Here is a 21,551-nt window from a genome sequence, read left to right on the forward strand (position 1 = left end):
TTGTGGCTTGCGAGTCTAAAAACGTCGATTAACAACAAAATCGGAAAATTCGCGTAATAACGTTGTATTGTATGGCAAAGCGTCTAATGCGTGAAGTGCTTGTTGATGAAGTTGCTGCAAATATGTTTTTGCACCTTCTAATCCCAACAACGAAGGGTAGGTGGATTTGTTCTGAGCTTGATCAGAACCTTGCGGTTTACCAATCACCTTGGAGTCACCTATTATATCTAAAATATCGTCTTGAACCTGAAAAGCTAGGCCTAAAGCTTCACTATATTGATCAAGCAGTTGACTCACTTCTGGAGCAAGATCTTCGGCCAAAATTGTGGCCATGGAAACCGATACTTTAAACAATGCACCTGTCTTGAGATTATGCAGTTGTTGCAACTCTGATTGGGAAATCGGTTTATTGGTGGCTGCTAAATCAAGGGCTTGCCCAGCACACATACCGTGAATTCCAGAAGCTTGAGAGAGCAATTTAACCAGCTTCAACTGTTTAATTGGATTGTTTATCGCAGAATCTGCTGAGCTAAGTACATCAAAGGCGAGAGTTTGCAATGCGTCACCGGCCAAAATAGCAGTTGCTTCATCAAACGCAATGTGACAGGTCGGCTTACCCCGCCTCAGTTCATCATCATCCATCGCAGGTAAGTCATCATGGATCAGCGAATAGGCATGAATACATTCAACTGCAAAGGCTGGCACATCCAATTTATCTATAGAAACACCCAGCATTTCACCAGTAGCATAAACCAAAAATGGTCGTGTTCGTTTTCCGCCATTGAGTAATGCGTATTGCATCGCTTGTGTTAAGCGTGTCGCAGGGGACGAATGCTCGACAAAATATTGATTGAGTAAATTGTCAATGCGCAGGTGAAAGCGCTTTTGGTTTTGAACTAAAGCGGTCACTCATCTATCCGTTGTTGGTCTAGCTCCTGAAGCACATCTTCTTGATCTTGTTGCATCAAAATCTGCACTCTTTGTTCAGCCGCTTTGAGCATTTTTTGGCTATTTCGAGCAAGTGATATGCCCCTTTCAAACTTAGCTAATGCTTGTTCTAAAGGAATATCTCCCTGTTCCATTTCTGCAACCAGTTGCTCTAATTCCTGCATTGTGTCTTCAAACGAATTGTCACTTAGTTCGTTGTCTTTACTCATCTGGTACAGTGTCCTTAATAGCGAATATTTTAAAAGTTGGGAACGATACCTGAGGCACCATTTTTGGTCAATGGATTTTACTCCACCTAGGTACATAGCGGGCAATAAACTTGATAATTTTAGTAGTTCATTTGTGCCAAACTGTAATTGTATATGCTATGTTTTCCTATAACTTGGATATAACTCCTTTAGAATCGGCTTCAACAGTCGATAAAATGGAATAATTCAGTGACTTATCCGGGTAAATACCTTAAAAAGAGTAAGGTATTCGGGTCTTTTTTCGATTAGCTTATCGAATCCTTGGGAGGACAATGTGGATTTAGCGACCCTTATAGGTATGCTTGGTGCAATCGGTTTCGTCGTCATGGCCATGGTTATGGGTGGCGACATTAGTATGTTTATGAACGTGCCATCTATCCTTATTGTATTTGGTGGTACATTGTTTGTGGTGCTATCTCAGTACACACTTGGGCAGTTTTTCGGTGCGGGTAAAATCGGCGGAAAAGCATTCATGTTTAAGATTGAATCGCCTGACGACCTAATTCAGAAAATTGTAGAAATGGCTGATGCAGCTAGAAAAGGTGGCTTTTTGGCCCTTGAAGAAGCTGAAATAGAAAATGCATTCATGCAAAAAGGCGTCGATATGTTGGTAGATGGCCACGATGTCGATGTGGTCAGAGATACCCTTGCTAAAGACATTGCGATGACCACTGAACGTCACGAGTTTGGTGCCACAATTTACAAAGGTATGGGAGACGTTGCTCCTGCAATGGGCATGATCGGTACTTTAATTGGCTTGGTTGCTATGCTTTCTAACATGGATGATCCAAAAGCAATTGGACCCGCAATGGCAGTGGCACTATTAACCACCCTATATGGCGCTTTTTTTGCGAATGTTATTTGTTTGCCGATGTCAGTTAAATTGCTAAACCGTGCGAACGAAGAAAAACTTAATCAAAGCCTGGTGTTAGACGGCATAATAGGTATCGCAGACGGACAAAATCCAAGAGTTATCGAAGGAATATTGAAAAGTTATCTTGCTGCGAATAAGCGCGGTGCGGCGACAGAGGAAGAATAGTCAATGGCAGAGCAAGAATGCCCAAAATGTCCTCCTGAAGGACTCCCTGCGTGGATGGGGACTTTTGCGGACTTAATGTCTCTGCTGATGTGTTTCTTTGTGCTGTTGCTGGCCTTTTCTGAAATGGATGTGCTTAAATTTAAGCAAATTGCCGGTTCAATGAAATTCGCTTTTGGTGTGCAGAATAAAATTGAAGTCAAAGATATTCCTAAAGGTACCAGTGTTATTGCCATGGAATTTCGACCTGGCAGACCAGATCCCACACCCATCGAAAATATCCAGCAGCAAACTGTTGATATGACCCAAGAAATGTTGGAATTCCAAGCCGGCGATGAAGATTCTGCTGGCGGACGGCAAAAACAACGGGGTGAACAACGAGGTGGGGCAGCACAACAAACCGCTACTGACCAGTCGTCGTCTTCTGCTCAACAACAATCTAGTCAAGAACAAACTAACGAGTTGATGAAAAAAGTCGCTCAACAATTACAAAAACAAATATTAGATGGTTCTATTGAAATGGAATCTTTAGGCCAGCAAATTATCATAAGGATCCGTGAGAATGGATCGTTTTCCGCGGGATCTGCCTTTCTACAACCCCAATTTCGTCCCATTTTGAAGACGATTGGTGAATTACTTGCAGATGTTCCAGGTGAGATAGAGATTTCTGGCCACAGTGACAGTCAGCAAATATCCAATGAGTTATATCGCTCTAACTGGGATTTATCCGCACAAAGGGCGGTTGCTGTAGCAGAAGAAATTAGAAAAGCTGACGGTTTTGATGAGCAACGCATGTTGGTGGTAGGGAAGGCGGATACCGCGCCATTGTCGACCAATGAAAACGCTGGAGACAGAGGTCGTAATCGCCGCGTAGAAATTGCTATTAACCAAGGTAAACCTATGTATTCAAAACCCATTTCGGTTATCGAGCCTTAAGGGTGATGCTAACCTAACTCCCTAGGTTATTGGCATTTCCTAAGCGGCTCAGTTTTATCAAAGAAGATGGAAATTTCTGCCACTCCGATACCTAATTTACTCATATACGAACGATTCATCATGCGCTTTTCATCCAACATGTACATCCAATCATCTACTTTCAGATCAAACTCTGAATCATCTACAGGCACTCTGAGTGTATAGTGCCAATTGAAACTCATACCATTAGCTTCGCCACTTGCTTGGCCAATTACATCACCTGCAGACCCTGTGACAGTGCCGTCTTGCTGAATATTAAGTTGCCACTGTCTGATTTGCGTTTCGCCATCTGCATAGTAAAACGTTTCGTGTAATTTTCCGCTATCACCTTGCCAAGTGCCAATGATGTCAACACAAAAACGACGAGTCGTTTTGTTATTGATATCTTGCACAATTCCCCACGCGGTTACATTGCCTGAAAAATACTCTTTTAGTTTAAATTCTGGTGTGGTTCCTTGATAATCATCGACCGAGGATGAACACCCAGATAAACCGACCATTGCAGCGCAAACCGCTGTGTATTGAATAAAGTTCATCGTTAACCTCCAATCAGTTGTTTACGAAGTTTGGGGTAACTGCAGTTTTCGTCGAGCCATATGGCCAGAAAACTCGGTCCAAATTTGGGGTCTTGTATCACTCCAATGAGATCATCATTAAAAAAGAATTGGCTGTGACCATTCGCATTGACCTTCAAGGTCAGTACGTCATTTTTTTTGATATTCGGCCAAATTGAATCAAGCTCATCCAGCCAATTTCGAATATTCTGCGAGGAATAACCTAGTTTTTGCCATTCCTGTTCTGTGCGCTCCAATAAGTCTTCACTTTTTATTGCACGTAAGTATTTTATTTGCAGTGCCAATGGCAGGTTATCAGCAGCATATTCTCCATTCTTGCTATAAAGAGTTGAGAAATAAATATCGAAAAAGAATACCTCTAGTTTGGCAGAACCGACTTTCGTCAGTCCTGTTATTGGATTAGCCATTACTATATTCATTGTGTTACTGCTCACCATCAATATGAAAAAAAATCCCAAAGTTTTTAACATCGGCTATCTGATTACTTGTCCGATGAAAGACGGCTTACTTAGCACTAACTGCACTGTTGAAATGGTGCGTTCTAAAAATCCTCCTTCACAATAACTAAAATAATAACGCCACATTCGCATAAACCTTTCGTCATATCCTTCTTTAGCGAGCACTTCACGTTTGTCTAAGAAGCGCTGATGCCAGTGATTGATGGTTTTTGCATAATCTAGTCCGATATCATGTGAATCGCGGATCATCATGTCGCTGTATAGTTTTAAGTGCCGGTTTAGCTCATATTGAGAAGGTAGAAATCCTCCCGGAAATATATGTTTTTGAATAAAGTCCACGTCTTTACTGTAACTTTCGTAACGACGATCATCTATGGTGATGGATTGCAGCAGCATCAAACCATCTTTTTTTAGTAGTGAAGAACACTTTTCAAAGAAATTAGGCAAGTACTCTTTGCCCACCGCTTCAATCATCTCTATGGAAACCAGTTTATCGTACTGACCTGTTAACACTCGGTAGTCTTGCTTTAGCAAAGTGATACGACTTGTCAGATTTTCCTTAGCTACCCATTGTTGCGCATAATCAAATTGTTCATCAGAAATAGTTGTTGTAGTGACTTTGCAACCGTAATGTTTAGCTGCAAATATGGCCAAACCACCCCAGCCCGTACCGATTTCCAAAAGGTGATCATTTTCATTGAGTTGCAATTTGTCACAAATCGCTTTGAGTTTAAGTTGTTGGGCTTGTTCCAAGCTAATATCTTGGGTTGGATAAATAGCCGCGGAATACATCATACTGTTATCTAAAAACTGGGTATAAAGCCTATTCCCTAAATCATAATGTGCTGAGATATTCTTTTTGGCTTGATGTTTAGAGTTTTTATTTTTTAAATGACTAATCTGACGAAGTGGAGTGGCTATCCATCTCATTTTTGCTTCCCAAGCATCCAGCATAGGCAAATTGCGCGCGAAGATTCGAATCACATCGGTCAAATTTGGCGTTTCCCACAAATTATCCGTGTAGGTTTCACCCGAAGCGACGCTACCTCCAAATAGTAATTTTTTGTATGCTTTTAAGTCGAGAAAGTTAATTTCGGCGTGAAGATCTGAATTTGCATCGCCAAACCTGTCAACTAAGACTCCGTGTTCTTTTATGGTCATCATACCTTCAGGTATCTGACTGAAAATTTTGAGCAAAATATTTCTGCAAATTCGATCTGTGGTGGATAACGTTTCAGTCTGAGTCAGGGTGTTTTCACTATTTAACATCTGCTTTTTTTTCCTTATTGCCAGGATGACCATAAAAAGGCACACCTTTAACAAACAATTTCAATGCTTGCCAATAAATACCGACAACGGTTTTTATTGTCATACTTGGGATATTTAGTAGTACGCGTAAAAGGTGTTTTGAGTTCAATGGTTCACGAACAAGATTGAGATTTGCTTGAAAGTGCTTCTGCTCTTTAAAGCAGCTAAGTGACAATGTGAGTCTTTTGCTAGGTTGCTTAACGTTCCATTTATACTGCATATCTAAGGGATTAAATGGAGAAACATGAAATTCTTTGTCACAGTCTTGTTGGACCGCTAAATCAACCAAATAGTGATGTCTTTCGTTCCAAGGTGTATTGCTCACCTCAGCAAGTAGATGACTAAATGTGCCATCTGGTTGTTGTAAATAATAAAAATTGACTGGGCTAAAATACAAGCCAAACATACGCAGTTGGCCTAACAAAAATACCTTTCCAGACAGTGGCTTTTGCGCTAATTCAGACATACGTTGTATCACCGATGACTTTAAATCATCTTGTGGATTACCTAAAAAATCTGAACGCTTAAACCTAACCACTGAAAAACGATTGGTAGAAAAGCCTTTTACGTTTTCGCAAAGCTCGTCTATTTCATCTAAGTTGAGCCAAAACATAAATATTTTATAGTTAAAGGCATGCTTTTTCGGAAGGTGTCGCGCATGAAAAACGTTGCCAATATATAGCGCACTGTCCATTAGAGTTCAGCCCCAAATCGACTACACACATCTAAAGCACTGCGCACGCCGTCTTCATGAAAACCGTTATACCAATAAGCACCGCAAAAATGCATGCCCGCCACGCCACAAATCTCAGATCTTCGGGATTGTGCCTTGGCGCTTTGCAAACTAAATTGAGGATGATGGTATTCGAACTGTTTTAAAATTTTATCAGGGGCGATATGCTCACTATTATTCAGTGTCACGCAAAAAGTATGTTCCGACTCTAGGCGTTGTAAAATATTCATGTTGTAAGTGAGTGATGTTGGTTCTTGTTCCTCGTCAGGACCACCTTTGAGTAAATAATTCCAACTCGCCCAAGCCAATCTGCGCTTCGGCAATACAGAGGTATCAGTGTGCAATACCACTTCATTGGGACTGTAGGGCATAGCCGATAAAATATCTTGTTGTGCAACAGAAGGGTTTTTAATCATTTTTAGCGCCTGATCACTATGACAGGCAAATATCACTTCATCGAATTCAAAGTTGCTGTTACTTAGATCCCCATCGACTGCCGCCAATGTAATACGATATTTGCCATCTACATATTCCACTTGACTAATAGGACTGTTCAATAGAATTTTGTCCCTGAAACCTTCTGTTAATGGATTTATATATTCTCTGGAGCCACCAATGATGGTGTACCATTGTGGTCTGTCAGTGATATTTAATAACCCATGGTTATTGAAAAATTGTAAAAAGAACGCGAGCTGAAAGCCTTTAATATCTTGCAACGTTGCTGACCAAATCGCAGCGCACATAGGTAAAATATAGTTGTGATTAAAATCTTCGCTAAATTTATGTTGAATTAAAAACTCGCCCAGAGTGATATCGCCAATTTGTTCGGGCGTTTGTTCACTAAAAAGTTGTTTACATAATTTATTGAAGCGCAATATGTCGCGGACAATTCGGTGAAATTTAGGACGAAGAATATTTCTTCGTTGGGCGAATAGACTATTAATTGTATTGCCGTTGTATTCTAAGTTTTCACTCAGGTTTTTCACACTGAAACTCATTTCTGTGGGTTGACCTGCCACCCCGATTTTTGCAAGTAGCTTAATAAAGTTAGGATAAGTCCAATCGTTGTAGACTATAAACCCAGTGTCTATGGCGTAACTTTTTCCGGCTACATCAACATCTACAGTGGCGGTGTGGCCGCCAATGTAGTTATTGGCTTCGAACACGGTAATGTCGAACTTTTCATGGAGTAAATGGCCACATGTCATGCCAGAAATGCCGCTTCCAATAATCGCGATTCGCTTTTTCATTCAGTATCCTGAGTATTCTTCATTTTGCTGCTTATTTTAAATTTCGCCCATGCAGGAAAAAGATTTAAAAAACGTAAGATAAAACTTAATTTTTTGGGGAAATAAATGCTTGAATGGCGCTGTTCAATTCCCACTAATAAGGCATCAGCAGCCTCATTGACGCTAATTTTCATTGGCATTTCGAAATCATTTTTATCCGTTAATGGTGTTTCTACAAAGCCTGGAGAAGCGCTCTGAATGAGGATGTTTTTGGGAGCTAGGTCAACTTGCATACTCTTACTGAAGTAGTGTAAGGCTGCTTTACTGGCACCATATGCTTGACTGCGAGTGAAGGGCAGCAATCTCGCTAAACTATCCACAATCACTATTTGCTGTGGTGGACTGCTCGCTTTGATTAGTGAAGCAGTGCAATTTACGACACCCATGAAATTGACGTCAAACACCCGTTTAAACAATGCCACTTCAAAGCAATCTATATCGACATATTCGCACACACCTGCGTTTAGCACCGCGATATCTGGATACACGTTTTGCAAAGCGTCAGCAACTTGCTGTTGATTCGCTATATCGAATTTGAGTGTCGATATATTGTCGTATTTCGCCAGCGCTTCTAACGCGTCTTGATTTCGTCCGCAAGCAATTACCTTGTAATTTTTTTGTGCACACAAAAGCGTGAGCGCTTTACCAATGCCAGATGTTGCGCCTGTGATTAAAATTGTTTTCATGAGACTAACCTTCGTTTAAGTGCCCTGATAATATGTTTTAGCAGCGGGACTTGCTCATAAATCATCTCTCCCAAGTCGTAATAATCTCGGTGGAATACAATCTTATCGTTAGCGCTTTTTAAGTGACTAATACCGTCAACTTCAAATTCTTTCCCCGAATTTAGCTGGGGGTGCACTATTCTCATTTTCCAGGTTACGAAAATATCACCCTCAACCTCAGTGATATGTTGAATCAAACAGTCACATTTTGATGTGTTAGTAAGTAAATTTTCAAAGTAATCTTTTATACATTTAAGCCCTTGATGTTGGCTAAGCGGGTCTATCAAAGTTGCTTCGGGAGCATATACATCGCCCAAGTGAGCAATTGATTGCAACGACAAGTTTCGGTAAAAATTTTCGAACTTTTTCAATACACTCATGATCAATACTTTCTGTTAGCTCATAGTTAGGTTTACTCGACCCAGTTTCATTGGGATCATATTTAGACTAAAAATAGTCTAGTTTGTGGTGAACTTCGGTGAACGATGAAATTTCAGATTATTTGGATCTAATTTGCTTTGCCTAGCGTAGATGTTAGTGATGAATAATTAGGAACAGCAAATTGGCTTCTGAAACCTTTACTTCTCCATTGTTTCCATTGTCTGCACATATATTGCCAGGTGGCGTAATGTCATTACGTATTTTTGAACCCAGATATATTCGAATGGTAAAAGAGGCTTGTGCTGAACAATCTGGCTTCGTTATTAGTATGCTCAATTCAATGGGTGACAAAACATCAAACCAACATATGTATCCAATTGGGACTTATGTCACAGTTGAAGACTTTGATTTATTGGAAGATGGCTTGCTGGGTATCACTGTCAAGGGCCATTCTTGTGTATGTATAGAATCAGTTGAGACGGCAAAGGACGATCTCAGAATCGGACAGTGCCGCTGGCAAGAAAACTGGACATCTTCGGCAGTTGAAACTCGAAATATCGATGTAGATTTAAAATTAAAAGAAATTTTCGATAAATACCCAGAAGTTCAAGCGCTTTACCCTAACCCCAAATTCGACGATCCGGTTTGGGTGGTTTATCGCTGGTTAGAACTTCTCCCTGTCGATGCAGATCAGAAACAAACCTTTTTACAGCAGAAAGATTGTCTAGCAGCCTTGGAATTTTTATCACAACTGGTAAAGTGATCCTTATCTATTTGAATGCGTATAAATTGAAATAATTTGATTTCAGGAAAGTACGCATGCTGGTCGGAATTCCATTGCAGTCGAAAAATGCAAATATACCCACACCTAAAGAATGTGCTAAAGAAATGTCTGAGCACTTGGTTACAGTGGCTGAAATGCGCTGTAAGCGTTCGTTCGCTGAAGTATTTAATTACTTCGCACCTAGGCTTAGATCTTATTGCTTGAAACAAACAGGAAACGAAGCGCTGGCGATGGAGTTAGTGCAAGACACTATGTCTAATGTTTGGCAAAAAGCGCATTTATTCAATGCTGAAAAAGGTTCCCCTTCGACATGGATTTTTACTATAGCTAGAAATCTACGATTTGACATGTTGCGCAAACAACAAAACCGCAAGGAAGACATCTGTTCAGACGACTTGTGGCCAGTGTTGTGCGAGCATACAGCGGATGTCAACGAGGTTTCGCTGGAACAGCAAATGACCATGCAACAAATAAATACCATGTTCGAATCTCTTCCAGAAAAGCAGAAAGTGGTTATTGAAGCCATTTATATTGAGGGCAAATCTCAACAAGAGGTTGCTTCACAGCTAGATATTCCTTTGGGGACTGTGAAGTCTCGTACAAGGTTGGCGTTACAACGATTGAAAGAGTTGATTAAAGACGATGATTAATTTCCACCCAACTCAGCAGCAGTTGAGCGATTTTGCTCAAGGCTTAAGTGCTCCAGCGTTGTCGCTGGTGATTTCCGCCCATGCTGACATGTGCCCACAATGTAAAAGGCAAATTTCTCAGTTAGAAAGTGCATCTGCGAAAATACTTGTTGAGCAACCTTTTGATAGAATGGCTGAACAACCCACTGATTTTGCATCTATGTTAGCTGAAATTACCTGTTTACCCGCTGCTGAGGGGCCGAGCAATATCTCTCAATCCCATCAGATAGAATTAGATGGTCGCAAATTTTCTGTCCCCAGAGCTTTGAAACGCTATGTTGAAAAGACCGGTAATTGGTCACATCTATTGGGAAACCTTTGGCAAGCTCCCGTTGATTTAGGTCCCATAGGTAAAGCTAATTTTATTTTTATGCAAAAACAGGGGCGGGTGCCGGAACACACTCACAGAGGAACAGAACTGACCTTGGTGATTGATGGTGAGTTTAGTGACGGTATTTCACATTATGATACGGGTGACTTTATTCTGATGAATAGCGAAAATACTCACGCGCCATATTCTGAAGCCAGTGAAGGCTGTTTGGTGTTTACCATTGTTGATGCGCCCTTGCACTTCACATCTGGTATCGCACGTTTGCTTAATCCCTTTAGTCACTTGTTTTTCTAGGTATAATCCTAACAATCCATAAAAAAAACGCGCTGGCAATTATTGTCAGCGCGTTTTTTAATGATTTAAATTAATTAGTACGTTAGATTTATCTATTAGCTAACGTAGCGACTGTCTGGATAATTGAGTCTCAAGGTTTTTAACGCATTATTTTTTAATTCTTCAAGTTCCAGTTGGTCATAACATTCAACCATTATCTCTAATGCATTTTGAATTTCACTAGAATCAGGGAAGTATTCAAGCACGTATCTGCCACGATTTGCAGCAGCAACATAAGCTTCTCTGCGCATATAAAAACGTGCAACGGCGATTTCATACTTGGCTAAACGATTTTTAATAAACACCATGCGCTTTTTAGCATCAGCAGCGTATTTACTATCGGGAAATTTATTAATTAAACGGCGAAAATCAGAAAATGCTTCTCGTGAACGGCTCGGGTCTCGATCTGAGCGATCAATGCCAACCAGTTCTTGGAAAAGGTTTTTATCAGCATCTAAATTAGTTAAACCACGCATATATAGTGCATAATCCACATCTGAGTGATTAGGATTGAGTCGCACAAATCTATCAATAGTGGCAATAGCTTCATCTGTTTTACCTACTTTATAATAAGAGTAAATCAGATCTAATTGCACTTGGTGTGAATGTGGTCCAAAAGGGAAACGAGAATCAAGTGTACTTAATATTTCCGTCGCAACGTTGAAATTACCTTGCGACATACTTTCTTTTGCTTGATCATACAGCGCACTTTCGCTTCTGTTCCCAATTAAAATATCTTCATCATCAGGTGAAGAAGAACAGCCATACATAGTGGCAACAGAAAGCAGAATGATTAGTTTGTAGAATGAATTTTTAAATGTCATGTTACTCTTATTCTATACAGGGATTTAGCAGGCGTTAAAAAATCCGCTAAACTTTGTTTTCAGTAATCCATCGATCCGAGGCATTCTACCCTAGGGATCCATGGGATGCACGTTTTGTTATAAATCACCTAATCGTGATATCTGGCGTTTGCATTTGTACCCGCATAATGTGAATTATATCGCCAGTTGCGGGAAATTATATTTTTATAGATCTTTAAGGACACAATTTTACATGCCCAGCGATCCTCAAGCGATAAAACTCTCTACAGATGTACCAGAAACATTAATTGGTAAACGGTTAGATCAAGCTTTAGCCGAATTGTTCCCTGATTATTCACGATCTCGCTTAAAAGAATGGATTTTAGCCGGAAGTGTCAGTCTAAATGGGACTGTGTGCGATAAACCAAGAGAAAAAGTATTTGGTGGTGAGCAAGTATCCATAGACGCCACGTTGCAGGTGCAAGAAAATCATGTGGCGCAAGATATCGAATTAAATATAGTGTATGAAGACGAACATATATTAGTGATTAACAAACCAACGGATCTTGTTGTTCATCCTGGAGCCGGAAATGCAGACGGCACAATATTAAACGCTCTGCTTAGCCACGCACCAGAGGTCGCTAGTGTTCCAAGAGCTGGTATTGTTCATCGCCTCGACAAAGATACAACAGGCCTTATGGTCGTTGCCAAAACAGTTCCTGCCCAGACTCATTTGGTTGAACAACTTCAAGCTCGCGAAATTAGTCGAGAATATGAAGCTGTGGTCTATGGCACTATGGTCGCTGGTGGTATCGTTGATGCTCCGATTGGGCGACATCCGACTAAACGTACCAGTATGGCTGTCCGTGAAACCGGTAAACCAGCGGTCACTCATTATCGTATTAAACAGAAATATCGCGCCCATACGCACCTAAGACTAAAATTAGAAACCGGCCGTACCCACCAAATTCGCGTCCATATGTCCCATTTGCGATATCCGTTAGTTGGAGATGTGTTATATGGCGGCAGACCACGTTTACCTAAAGCCTGTTCTGAAGATATGATTAACATGTTAAGAGGATTTAAACGCCAAGCATTGCACGCTATTCAATTGGAACTATCTCATCCTACAACAGGTGAGTGGATGAGTTGGCAGGCTCCTTTACCAGATGACATGGTGGAACTACTATCTGTTCTCAAAGAAGATACCAAGGAACATGGATTTGCCGATGACTGAAGCTGTGTTATCAAGCCCAATTCGGACGCCTCATTGGACTTTGCCTGAAGGTGTTAAGGCTTTTTATACCACACGTAAAATGGGAGTTAGCCAGCCCCCATACGAGAGTAATAATTTGGCAATGCATGTTGGCGATAATCCAGCTGATGTGCAGTTTAATCGAGATGCATTGCCATGTGCAGACTCGGTGGCTTGGTTAACGCAAGTACACGGAATTCGATGTATTCGTATTACAAAAGATTATTTTTTACCTCTAGAAGTTGCCAAAGCCGACGCCAGTTTTACCACTGAAAGAAAAAGTGTATGCGCTGTGATGACTGCTGATTGTATGCCAATTCTTGTGGCGAATACTGCCGGCACTTGTGTGGCGGCCATTCACGCTGGCTGGCGCGGTTTAGCCAATGGTATTATTGAAAACACAATTGCTGCGATGAATTGTGAGCCTGGTGCTTTGACGGTTTGGGTCGGCCCGCATATTTCGCAACGACATTTCCAAGTATCTGAGGATTTGAGGAAAGTATTTGCTCAGTATCCTGAAGCATTTGTTAAAGATACGGAAAAGGGAAAATACTTGTGTAGTTTAGCCCAAATAGCCCGTGAAAAGTGTCATTCAATAGGTGTGGGTAGTTTTGTAGAAAGTGGTATATGTACTTATGTTCATCATGGCGACTTCTACTCTCATCGGTATGCCCAACATCACGGCCAAGCTCAGACAGGTCGATTTGTATGCGGTATTTATTTACAGTAATTGTAATTTGAGTTGCTATAAATTCAGTAGCTTTTTTTTCCTAAATCCAACTTTAGGCCTTATTCCAAATTAAAATCGCAATTCTCTCGCGTTTATCGACAATTTACTGATCTAGATCAATCATTAATCATTCCTTACCTTGAATTGGTTACTAAAAGTACCCATTAAGTTGGTAAATCAATTTTGAGGAAATTTTATGCGATTAGATAGATTTACCAGTAAATTTCAGATGGCAATCTCTGACGCACAATCGATTGCATTGGGCCGAGACCATCAATATATCGATCCTGTCCATTTAATGACAGCTTTGCTTAATCAACAAGGTGGTTCAATTCGCTCGTTGTTTGATAGCGTGGGAGCTAACGTTAATGGTTTACGCTCATCCCTAGCAGAGGCAATTGATAGATTGCCCAGAGTAGAAGGGATTGGCGGCGATGTGCAATTGAGCAAAGACTCCATTGTACTGTTGAACCTGAGCGATAAAATCGCCCAGAAACGTAAAGACGAATACATTAGTTCTGAAGTGTTTGTGTTAGCTGCATTAGAAGATAAAGGCAAACTAGGCGATATTCTTCGTCAGCTAGGCATTACCCAATCACAAATCGAGAAAGGCATTGAAACCATGCGAGGTGGTCAAAAAGTGACCGATCCGAATGCCGAAGATGTCCGTCAAGCGTTGGAAAAATACACTACAGATCTTACTGAACGAGCAGAGCAGGGCAAACTGGATCCAGTGATAGGTAGAGATGACGAGATACGCCGTACTATCCAAGTTTTACAACGACGTACCAAAAACAACCCTGTATTAATCGGTGAGCCTGGCGTGGGTAAAACCGCTATCGTAGAAGGTTTAGCACAGCGGATTATTAATTCTGAAGTGCCTGAAGGATTGAAAAATAAGCGTGTGCTATCTCTGGATATGGGCGCACTTATCGCAGGAGCAAAATTTAGAGGTGAATTTGAAGAGCGCTTAAAAGCAGTGCTAAATGAACTGTCTAAAGAAGAAGGTCGGGTGATCTTATTCATCGACGAGTTGCACACTATGGTCGGCGCGGGTAAAGGCGAAGGCGCGATGGACGCTGGTAATATGCTCAAACCTGCTTTGGCGCGAGGGGAATTACACTGCGTTGGCGCAACGACATTAGATGAGTATCGTCAATACATTGAAAAAGACGCTGCTTTAGAGCGACGTTTCCAAAAAGTCATTGTCGATCAACCTAGTGTTGAGGACACCATTGCGATCTTACGTGGGCTCAAAGAACGTTATGAATTGCACCATTCTGTTGATATTACTGATCCGGCAATTGTCGCAGCAGCGTCGTTATCGCATCGCTATATTTCGGATCGACAGTTACCAGATAAAGCGATTGATTTGATTGATGAAGCTGCCTCCAGTATTCGTATGCAGATGGATTCTAAACCAGAGGACATGGATCGTTTAGAACGTAGAATAATTCAATTAAAGCTAGAAGAGCAGGCGCTATCTAAAGAAAAAGATGATGCCAGTCATAAACGCCTAGAACTAATTGAATTGGAGCGTGAACAATTAGAAAACAAATTTTCTGAGTTTGAAGCCATTTGGAATGCTGAAAAAAGTGCGATGCAAGGTACACAGCACATTAAATCTGAACTTGAGCAAGCTAAATTAGATATGGAAATAGCGCGTCGGGCTTCTGATCTTAATCGCATGTCAGAATTACAATACGGCCGCATTCCTGAACTTGAACTGAAATTAGAACAAGCATCAGAAGCGGAGCAAACAGAAACTCAGTTGTTAAAAAATAAAGTGACTGAAAACGAAATCGCGGATGTGTTATCGCGCTGGACAGGCATTCCCGTCAACAAAATGCTTGAAGGGGAAAAAGACAAGCTGTTGCGCATGGAAGAAGCCTTGCAAAGTCGAGTGATTGGTCAAACAGAAGCGGTGAACGCAGTGAGTAACGCTATACGACGTTCTCGCGCCGGATTGTCTGATCCCAGTCGACCTATAGGTTCATTTTTGTTCTTAGGCCCTACCGGTGTAGGTAAAACAGAGCTATGTAAAGCCCTTGCTAACTTTATGTTTGATACTGAGCAAGCAATGGTGCGTATCGATATGTCAGAATTTATGGAAAAACACTCGGTTTCCCGTTTAGTGGGTGCGCCTCCAGGGTATGTCGGTTATGAAGAAGGTGGATACTTGACCGAAGCGGTAAGAAGAAAACCTTACTCAGTCATATTGTTGGATGAAGTTGAAAAAGCGCATCCAGATGTGTTCAACATTTTATTGCAAGTACTGGATGATGGTCGTCTAACCGATGGTCAAGGTCGAACTGTTGATTTTAAAAATACGGTCATAATCATGACCTCGAATATTGGTTCTGATGTAATTCAAGACAAACATCAAGAGAGTCAGTATTCCGAAATGAAAAATATGGTAATGCAGATCGTTGAGCAACAATTTAGACCTGAATTCATAAACCGTATTGATGATGTAGTGGTGTTTCATCCACTTGGTTTGGAACAAATCAAAGCTATCGCTAAGATACAGTTACAGTCTTTACGTCAGCGTCTACTTGAAAAAGGCTTTGAACTTGATTTGTCGCCAGCAGCTCTGGAAAAAATCGCTGAGGCTGGTTTTGATCCTGTATACGGAGCAAGACCGCTTAAACGAGCAATTCAGATGGAGATTGAAAATCCGCTAGCACAACGGCTGCTAGCAGGAGAGATTCAGGCTGAAAGTACTATTCGAATCGATATGGATGGTGATTCATTGAAGATTAGTTAAACCGAGAATTTGGGTACAGCATTGTTGTTGCTATACCCATTGTAAGGCCGTTTATTAAAACGCCGACTACTATTTGAAGTCGGCGTTTTTTATTTACTTCAAACGATGATTTTAGAGTTTTTCTAACAACGCTTTAGCTTGCTTCTTTTCGATGAAATCCTGATCAGAAGATAGGGCTCTTTGCAAAGAAGCTTTAGCTTCACCTGTTCTTCCTAGCTTTTGCAAAGTGAAGGCTAAGTGATATTGATTAGAAGGCGAATTAGAATTCATTGCAAAAGATTTACGCAATATCGTTAGTCCTTCTTCATGTTTGCCTTGTAATGTTTTGATCCATCCTTGGGTATCATAAATTGCCGCATTTTCTGCTCCAAGGGCTAGTGCTTCTTCGATATATTGGTTCGCTTTAGTCAAATCTTTATTAACATAAATGTTAGCTAAGTTATTGAACATATAAGCTTTGTTCGGTAAATCTTGAATTTTTATTAATTTCTCATAATGCTTCGAAGCTTCTTCAAAACGATTCAGATTAAGCAAAAAGTCCGCAAACATACTACGATGGAAATGCGCTTCGGGATTTTGTTGTAAAAACTCAGTAGTAAAATGCTCAAACTTGTCACTGTTAATGCCTCTGGAAGCTAACTGGTATAATTTAAACATTGCAGTGCGGTTTAAATTATTGACCTCTAGGGCAAGTAAATAGTGTTCAAATGCCGCATCCAAGTTGTCGTTAGCCACATTCACATCTCCAGCCAAGATCAACAATCTTGAATCATTAGGATGGGTCTGTAACCATTTACTGACCATATCATTAGCTTTATTCAAGTCGTTGCTGGCTAAATGTAGGCGAATGTACTCAGTGGCAAGAAACAAACTATCAGGATGTATTGCGGAAGCATCAGCGATGCTCTGTTTCGCATCATCAAAAAGCCCCGCTTTAAACTGAAGTTTACTTAACTCAACCAAACCTACAGCATCATCTTTAACCAAATAATGAATCTTTTTAATTTCTCGCGCCGCTCGGTCAATTTGCTTCAACGCAATATATAACTCCACTCGACGCATTTGATAAACGGCCATATCAGGTTCAGTTTTAATTGCGACGTTTAATTGCCTAATTGCTTTTTCAAGCTCACCTTGTTGAGTATAAATAGTGGCCAGCAATTCTAGAGCGGTTAAATTATTAATGTCTTTCTGTAATACCCGCTCTAAATTCTTCTCTGCCTCATCGCTCATGTTTGCATTAAATTGGCAGCGAGCTAACAGGGTTAAAATCCGCACATTGTCGGGTTGAATAGTGTTGAGCTTTTCGACAATCTGCAGTGCTGTCTGATGTTCACCACGGGAGCTTAATAGGTTGGCTTTGTTAAATTGTGCAGAGAAATGTTCAGGGTTAATGGCAAGTGCTTGGTCTAAATATTGTTCAGCTACTGCTGGGTTACCTAGGCGAATTTGAATGCCAGCTTTTAAATTCAAAAAGTCGATATTTTCAGGAACCGCTTGTAGCAGTTTATCGGCAATTTCATCCGCTTCGTTTAGCCTACCCATATCCATTAATAATTCACTGCGCAGAATAACAAAACGAAGATTTGTTTGCGCATATTCGGATTGGTCTAATCTGGTTAAAGCATCTTCGAGTTTGCCTCTCGACTTTAGGGTTTTAATTTCCAATAATTCAACATTTGGATTTTCTGGATACTGGCGTTTTAATTTCCCAGATATTTCCACCGCTTTAAATGCTTTATCGTTAGCTAAATATAATTCGGCAAGTAACAGAGCATTATCTAGCTTCTCCATGAGTTTACTTTCATGACGCTGCATAACTTCTAAAGCAAGTTTAGGATCATTCAGTTTTAAATGAGTTTGCGCCAGCAGTGCGATAGCTTCGATGTTATCTGGCACGAAATTAAGATATTGAATGAAAAATGTTTTGGCTTGCAAATAGTTCTGTAAGGCAAAAGCGGATAAAGCACTGACGTAAAACAAAGATGGATCATCTTGCAAACTTTCTTCACTAAGTCCTGCTAGTTGAGAGCTTAATTTTTCTAATTCTTTTGCGGCATCGTCACTTAATTGATTTTTCGCTAATAACCAAGCTTTTAATAACATTCCAGTCGGATCGCCGGGGGTCTGTTGCAAAATTTCGTCCAATAACTGCTTGGCTGAATCTATATCTTGGTTTTGCAGATAAGCACTTACTAACGAACGTTTTATAATAGGATCATCAACGTCAAGTGCGTAACTCTGTTTATAGTAAGTTATGGCTTCTGGCATATCTTTTTGGAAAAGATACAAATCTCCTTTGATACGCAATGTTTGAGCGTTGGTGGGTTCTAGCGCAAGTGATAATTCTATGTAAGACAGAGCTTTGTCAAACTGCTCATCTCGTATTTCAAGTGACGCAAGCGCATTGAGTGTGCGTATATTGGCTGGATCATTCTTTAATGCTAATTCATAACCTTTGCGTGCAGCGTCGATATTTTTAAGGTTTAAGTGGGCGGTGGCGACAATAATTTGCCAATCGTTTCGGCTCTTAGGAGTGAGGTTATTGAATTGACTATCAATGATTTTTTCGTTTTGCTTGGTATAAAGCCAAACCTTACCGAGGGTATCTACTATTAAACTGGGATCTGCTCCCATGGCTAATGCTTCTTCGAGTACTTCCTCTGATTCATACATATAACCACTGATTAACAGTACTTTACCCATGAGTATTTTAGCGGGTAGGCTATCTTCGTTTTGTTGTAAGCTGTTTTTCAAATGGATATAAGCAGTTTCAAAATCTTTATCTTCAAATGAAGCCAGAGCTTTTTCGTAAAATTCACTGCTGGTTTGTGCGATAACCTGGCTACTTACTAAAAGAAAAGCAGCTAAGGACATTTTTCTGGCCAGTTTCACCACGTATGATCTCTCTATAATTATGTAACTATGAATTGCTATCATTTTGCATTACAAGATACCGCAAAGCGCACATACTTTATACTGTTAGCGGATAAATTACTGCGCACTGCTGCGTTGATAATGTCAGATTTTAGACATAAAAAAAGACGGCGAACCGTCTTTTTGTCACAATATATTTGTCTAGACTGACATTTTACGTCTGAATATTGCTGCCACACCCGCTAAAAATAACGCAAATGTTGCTGGTTCAGGAACTTGTGTTTGACCTTCACCTTTGCGGGTTGTGATGTTTTTCAGTTTAATCGCATCATAGTAACTGTCTTCCGCATTGCCAGAAAAAACAGAGTTATACACACCCACTAACCAATATTTTGATTCAAAACCTGGGGCAATGGTTGCCGTGTTTGTGCCAATGTTGAACTTGTCGGTTTGATATCCCCAACCTTCAGATAACAAATCACTCCACTTGGTATCCGAAGAAAATGGAGTAGTACCGAGATCTTTCGTACCAGTGTAACCAACGATACTGACATCTGAATCATTACTATACCAACCGGCTTGAACGCTGGTTAACTCTACAGCAGTATCAAATTCAAATAACACCATGTCATAGTCACGCCATCCGTCGTTACTACCTTTGTTATCTATCGCGTGATGCGGAGAAGAGTCACCTTCATCGTTATTCACTGCACCTAGACCTGAACTGTAACGTTTTAACTGGGCGCTCTCAATGTACGGGTCTCTGTCATAAGAGACATTGCTAGAATTACATTCTGGACCAGAGAGACAGTCGTCGTTGCCGCTTGATGACCAAGCACTTACCGTCATACCAATAGTGCCAGAAGTATAGCTGAGTGAATTAGAACCCCAACTTCCACCAGAACTGAAATTCCAATTCTGAGTTTCATACGTGGTCGTGCTTGCTGAAGCAAAACCTGTGACCGCTAATGCGAAAAATCCTGCTAAAACTTTATTAACCATAACTAATATTCCTACATCTTCCAACCTAAAGGCCGAGACCTTCACTGGAATGAGTTAAGCAAAAAACAAACCAACTATTGTAAGTGTATTGTAAACAACAGCTTAAGTGCTTTTTCGGTAATATTTCCCCAGGTCAATTTGTCTCCCTGTAAAAATAATGGACAGTAAAAAACTTACCTGTTTCCAGATGGCGACATGGTAAGATTTTATCGTTCTAATCTTTCTCAAAGCCAGTATACCGCGAGATTAAAGGGAGTTATGTATGACTTTCGTAGCATAGGTATTTTGAGATATAAGCGTTTACTTATAAAGGAAATGCTCAAATAGGAAACATTTTTCAAAAAGAAACAGTATATTTGCGCAAAGAAGCGTTAAAATTAGTCCGTGCAAGGGTGTGTATGATTTTGAGCTAATTCAGGATTATGCTATCTTGTGCGCTCATTTTGAAGGGGGAATAATGTCGGATTCTAAACGTAAAGGTATTTATTTGTTACCGAACTTGCTGACAACGGCTGGTCTGTTTTCGGGTTTTTATGCTGTAGTCGCATCGATGAACGGTCGATTTGAAGCCGCGGCAGTGGCGATTTTTGTGGCCATGATATTTGATGGCCTAGATGGTCGAGTTGCGCGCATGACAAATACCCAAAGCGAATTTGGTGCTGAATACGATTCTATGGCCGATATGGTGTCTTTCGGAATGGCGCCGGCTCTTGTTGCTTACAATTGGGGCTTAACCGATTTAGGTAAAGTTGGCTGGTTGGCTGCCTTTATTTATGTGGCGGGTGCTGCATTAAGACTGGCAAGGTTTAACACCCAACTAGGTGTGGCGGATAAACGTTTTTTCCAAGGCTTAGCAAGTCCCGCTGCGGCTGCATTGGTTGCCGGAATGGTCTGGGTTGGCGTTGAATACGACGTCGATGGCAAAGATTTCGGTCTAGTAGTTGCTGTGTTAACGGGCTTAGCTGGATTATTAATGGTAAGTAACTTCAAATATAACTCGTTTAAAGAAGTTGACTGGCACGGCAAGGTACCTTTTGTTGGACTTTTAATTGTGATGTTAATTTTCATCATTGTTGCCACGGCGCCTTCTTTAGTGTTGTTTATAGTGTTTGCCCTCTATGCGTTAGCAGGACCTATAAATACGTTTCGAAGTGTTGATAAAGTGCGCCTTGAAGATGTAGTTGGGGATCGTGAAGAGTCTGATTGTGATTTCGACGATACACCCAAAAAATCGACTGAAGACGATAAATAATCGAGCAACTAAGTGTCAAAAAATTTAACGATCTCAATAGGCTTATTTTGTT

21 protein-coding genes are annotated in these 21,551 nt (G+C 40.6%); 9 read left to right on the forward strand and 12 right to left on the reverse strand.

The genetic code is table 11. The features are described 5' to 3' along the window. Positions 1–15: 15 nt before the first annotated feature. Positions 16–909, reverse strand: coding sequence for a (2E,6E)-farnesyl diphosphate synthase (gene ispA / locus ABWV72_RS14475; RefSeq protein ID WP_216050045.1), 894 nt, complete (start codon positions 907–909; stop codon positions 16–18). Then, positions 906–1,157 carry an exodeoxyribonuclease VII small subunit gene (locus ABWV72_RS14480; RefSeq protein WP_216050046.1) on the reverse strand — a complete coding sequence of 84 codons (252 nt, stop codon included), beginning with the start codon at positions 1,155–1,157 and terminating at the stop codon, positions 906–908. The genes ispA and ABWV72_RS14480 overlap by 4 nt, the downstream gene beginning before the upstream one ends. Before the next feature lie 313 nt (positions 1,158–1,470). On the opposite strand from ABWV72_RS14480, the gene pomA reads away from it, so the two are divergent. Together pomA and ABWV72_RS14490 are read left to right on the forward strand one after the other, a co-directional pair. Next, on the forward strand, positions 1,471–2,235 hold the full coding sequence (gene pomA / locus ABWV72_RS14485) for a flagellar motor protein PomA (RefSeq protein ID WP_216050047.1): 765 nt from the start codon (positions 1,471–1,473) through the stop codon (positions 2,233–2,235). Between the two features lie 3 nt (positions 2,236–2,238). Further along, positions 2,239–3,168: a flagellar motor protein MotB gene (locus ABWV72_RS14490; protein ID WP_216050048.1), complete on the forward strand. Its 930-nt coding sequence runs from the start codon at positions 2,239–2,241 to the stop codon at positions 3,166–3,168. A 26-nt stretch (positions 3,169–3,194) separates the two neighbouring features. Here the strand turns inward: ABWV72_RS14490 and ABWV72_RS14495 are convergent, their stop codons facing one another. From ABWV72_RS14495 to ABWV72_RS14525, 7 genes are read right to left on the reverse strand one after another with little or no spacing between them, the layout of a single operon-like run. Continuing rightward, positions 3,195–3,743 carry a DUF3833 domain-containing protein gene (locus ABWV72_RS14495; protein WP_342807280.1) on the reverse strand — a complete coding sequence of 183 codons (549 nt, stop codon included), beginning with the start codon at positions 3,741–3,743 and terminating at the stop codon, positions 3,195–3,197. 2 nt (positions 3,744–3,745) lie between these two features. Further along, complete coding sequence (locus tag ABWV72_RS14500; RefSeq protein WP_252729369.1) at positions 3,746–4,201, reverse strand: chalcone isomerase family protein; 456 nt, start codon at positions 4,199–4,201, stop codon at positions 3,746–3,748. A gap of 54 nt (positions 4,202–4,255) precedes the next feature. After that, positions 4,256–5,509 carry an SAM-dependent methyltransferase gene (locus ABWV72_RS14505; protein WP_216050050.1) on the reverse strand — a complete coding sequence of 418 codons (1,254 nt, stop codon included), beginning with the start codon at positions 5,507–5,509 and terminating at the stop codon, positions 4,256–4,258. Next, on the reverse strand, positions 5,499–6,242 hold the full coding sequence (locus tag ABWV72_RS14510; RefSeq protein ID WP_216050051.1) for a DUF1365 domain-containing protein: 744 nt from the start codon (positions 6,240–6,242) through the stop codon (positions 5,499–5,501). Before ABWV72_RS14510 ends, ABWV72_RS14505 begins: the two co-directional genes overlap by 11 nt. Then, entirely contained in the window at positions 6,242–7,531 is a 1,290-nt protein-coding gene (locus ABWV72_RS14515) for an NAD(P)/FAD-dependent oxidoreductase (RefSeq protein WP_353371390.1), read from the reverse strand. The genes ABWV72_RS14510 and ABWV72_RS14515 overlap by 1 nt, the downstream gene beginning before the upstream one ends. Beyond that, entirely contained in the window at positions 7,528–8,256 is a 729-nt protein-coding gene (locus ABWV72_RS14520) for an SDR family NAD(P)-dependent oxidoreductase (RefSeq protein WP_353371392.1), read from the reverse strand. Before ABWV72_RS14520 ends, ABWV72_RS14515 begins: the two co-directional genes overlap by 4 nt. Further along, entirely contained in the window at positions 8,253–8,675 is a 423-nt protein-coding gene (locus tag ABWV72_RS14525) for a nuclear transport factor 2 family protein (protein WP_216050054.1), read from the reverse strand. Before ABWV72_RS14525 ends, ABWV72_RS14520 begins: the two co-directional genes overlap by 4 nt. A gap of 182 nt (positions 8,676–8,857) precedes the next feature. On the opposite strand from ABWV72_RS14525, the gene ABWV72_RS14530 reads away from it, so the two are divergent. From ABWV72_RS14530 to ABWV72_RS14540, 3 genes are read left to right on the forward strand one after another with little or no spacing between them, the layout of a single operon-like run. Then, positions 8,858–9,439, forward strand: coding sequence for an LON peptidase substrate-binding domain-containing protein (locus ABWV72_RS14530; RefSeq protein ID WP_216050055.1), 582 nt, complete (start codon positions 8,858–8,860; stop codon positions 9,437–9,439). A 56-nt stretch (positions 9,440–9,495) separates the two neighbouring features. After that, positions 9,496–10,110, forward strand: coding sequence for a sigma-70 family RNA polymerase sigma factor (locus ABWV72_RS14535; protein ID WP_216050056.1), 615 nt, complete (start codon positions 9,496–9,498; stop codon positions 10,108–10,110). Continuing rightward, positions 10,103–10,774: a ChrR family anti-sigma-E factor gene (locus tag ABWV72_RS14540; protein ID WP_353371396.1), complete on the forward strand. Its 672-nt coding sequence runs from the start codon at positions 10,103–10,105 to the stop codon at positions 10,772–10,774. The genes ABWV72_RS14535 and ABWV72_RS14540 overlap by 8 nt, the downstream gene beginning before the upstream one ends. A 95-nt stretch (positions 10,775–10,869) precedes the next feature. Here ABWV72_RS14540 and ABWV72_RS14545 read toward each other — a convergent pair whose 3' ends face one another. Then, on the reverse strand, positions 10,870–11,637 hold the full coding sequence (locus ABWV72_RS14545) for an outer membrane protein assembly factor BamD (RefSeq protein WP_216050058.1): 768 nt from the start codon (positions 11,635–11,637) through the stop codon (positions 10,870–10,872). 232 nt (positions 11,638–11,869) lie between these two features. Between ABWV72_RS14545 and rluD the strand changes: the two genes are divergently transcribed. The 3 genes from rluD to clpB all read left to right on the forward strand — a co-directional run bounded on the left by rluD (position 11,870) and on the right by clpB (position 16,368). Continuing rightward, on the forward strand, positions 11,870–12,853 hold the full coding sequence (gene rluD / locus ABWV72_RS14550; protein ID WP_216050059.1) for a 23S rRNA pseudouridine(1911/1915/1917) synthase RluD: 984 nt from the start codon (positions 11,870–11,872) through the stop codon (positions 12,851–12,853). Beyond that, positions 12,846–13,601 (forward strand): peptidoglycan editing factor PgeF, encoded by a 756-nt coding sequence (pgeF, locus tag ABWV72_RS14555; protein ID WP_216050060.1) that lies wholly within the window; start codon positions 12,846–12,848, stop codon positions 13,599–13,601. Before rluD ends, pgeF begins: the two co-directional genes overlap by 8 nt. A 196-nt stretch (positions 13,602–13,797) precedes the next feature. Next, positions 13,798–16,368 (forward strand): ATP-dependent chaperone ClpB, encoded by a 2,571-nt coding sequence (gene clpB, locus ABWV72_RS14560; protein WP_216050061.1) that lies wholly within the window; start codon positions 13,798–13,800, stop codon positions 16,366–16,368. A 111-nt stretch (positions 16,369–16,479) separates the two neighbouring features. Here clpB and prsT read toward each other — a convergent pair whose 3' ends face one another. Both prsT and xdp1 read right to left on the reverse strand, forming a co-directional pair. Then, positions 16,480–19,245 carry an XrtA/PEP-CTERM system TPR-repeat protein PrsT gene (prsT, locus tag ABWV72_RS14565; protein ID WP_353371399.1) on the reverse strand — a complete coding sequence of 922 codons (2,766 nt, stop codon included), beginning with the start codon at positions 19,243–19,245 and terminating at the stop codon, positions 16,480–16,482. Between the two features lie 201 nt (positions 19,246–19,446). Beyond that, the gene (gene xdp1 / locus ABWV72_RS14570; RefSeq protein ID WP_216050063.1) at positions 19,447–20,247 is read right to left on the reverse strand and encodes an exosortase-dependent surface protein XDP1; all 801 of its coding nucleotides are present in this window, start codon (positions 20,245–20,247) and stop codon (positions 19,447–19,449) included. A gap of 457 nt (positions 20,248–20,704) precedes the next feature. Here xdp1 and pssA point away from each other — a divergent pair, with 457 nt between their 5' ends. Then, a complete protein-coding gene (gene pssA, locus ABWV72_RS14575) occupies positions 20,705–21,499 on the forward strand; it encodes a CDP-diacylglycerol--serine O-phosphatidyltransferase (protein WP_216050064.1) in 795 nt (264 codons plus the stop codon). Positions 21,500–21,551 lie beyond the last annotated feature (52 nt).

It is taken from the genome of Aliiglaciecola sp. NS0011-25, from assembly GCF_040370605.1.
Taxonomy (GTDB): domain Bacteria; phylum Pseudomonadota; class Gammaproteobacteria; order Enterobacterales; family Alteromonadaceae; genus Aliiglaciecola; species Aliiglaciecola lipolytica_A.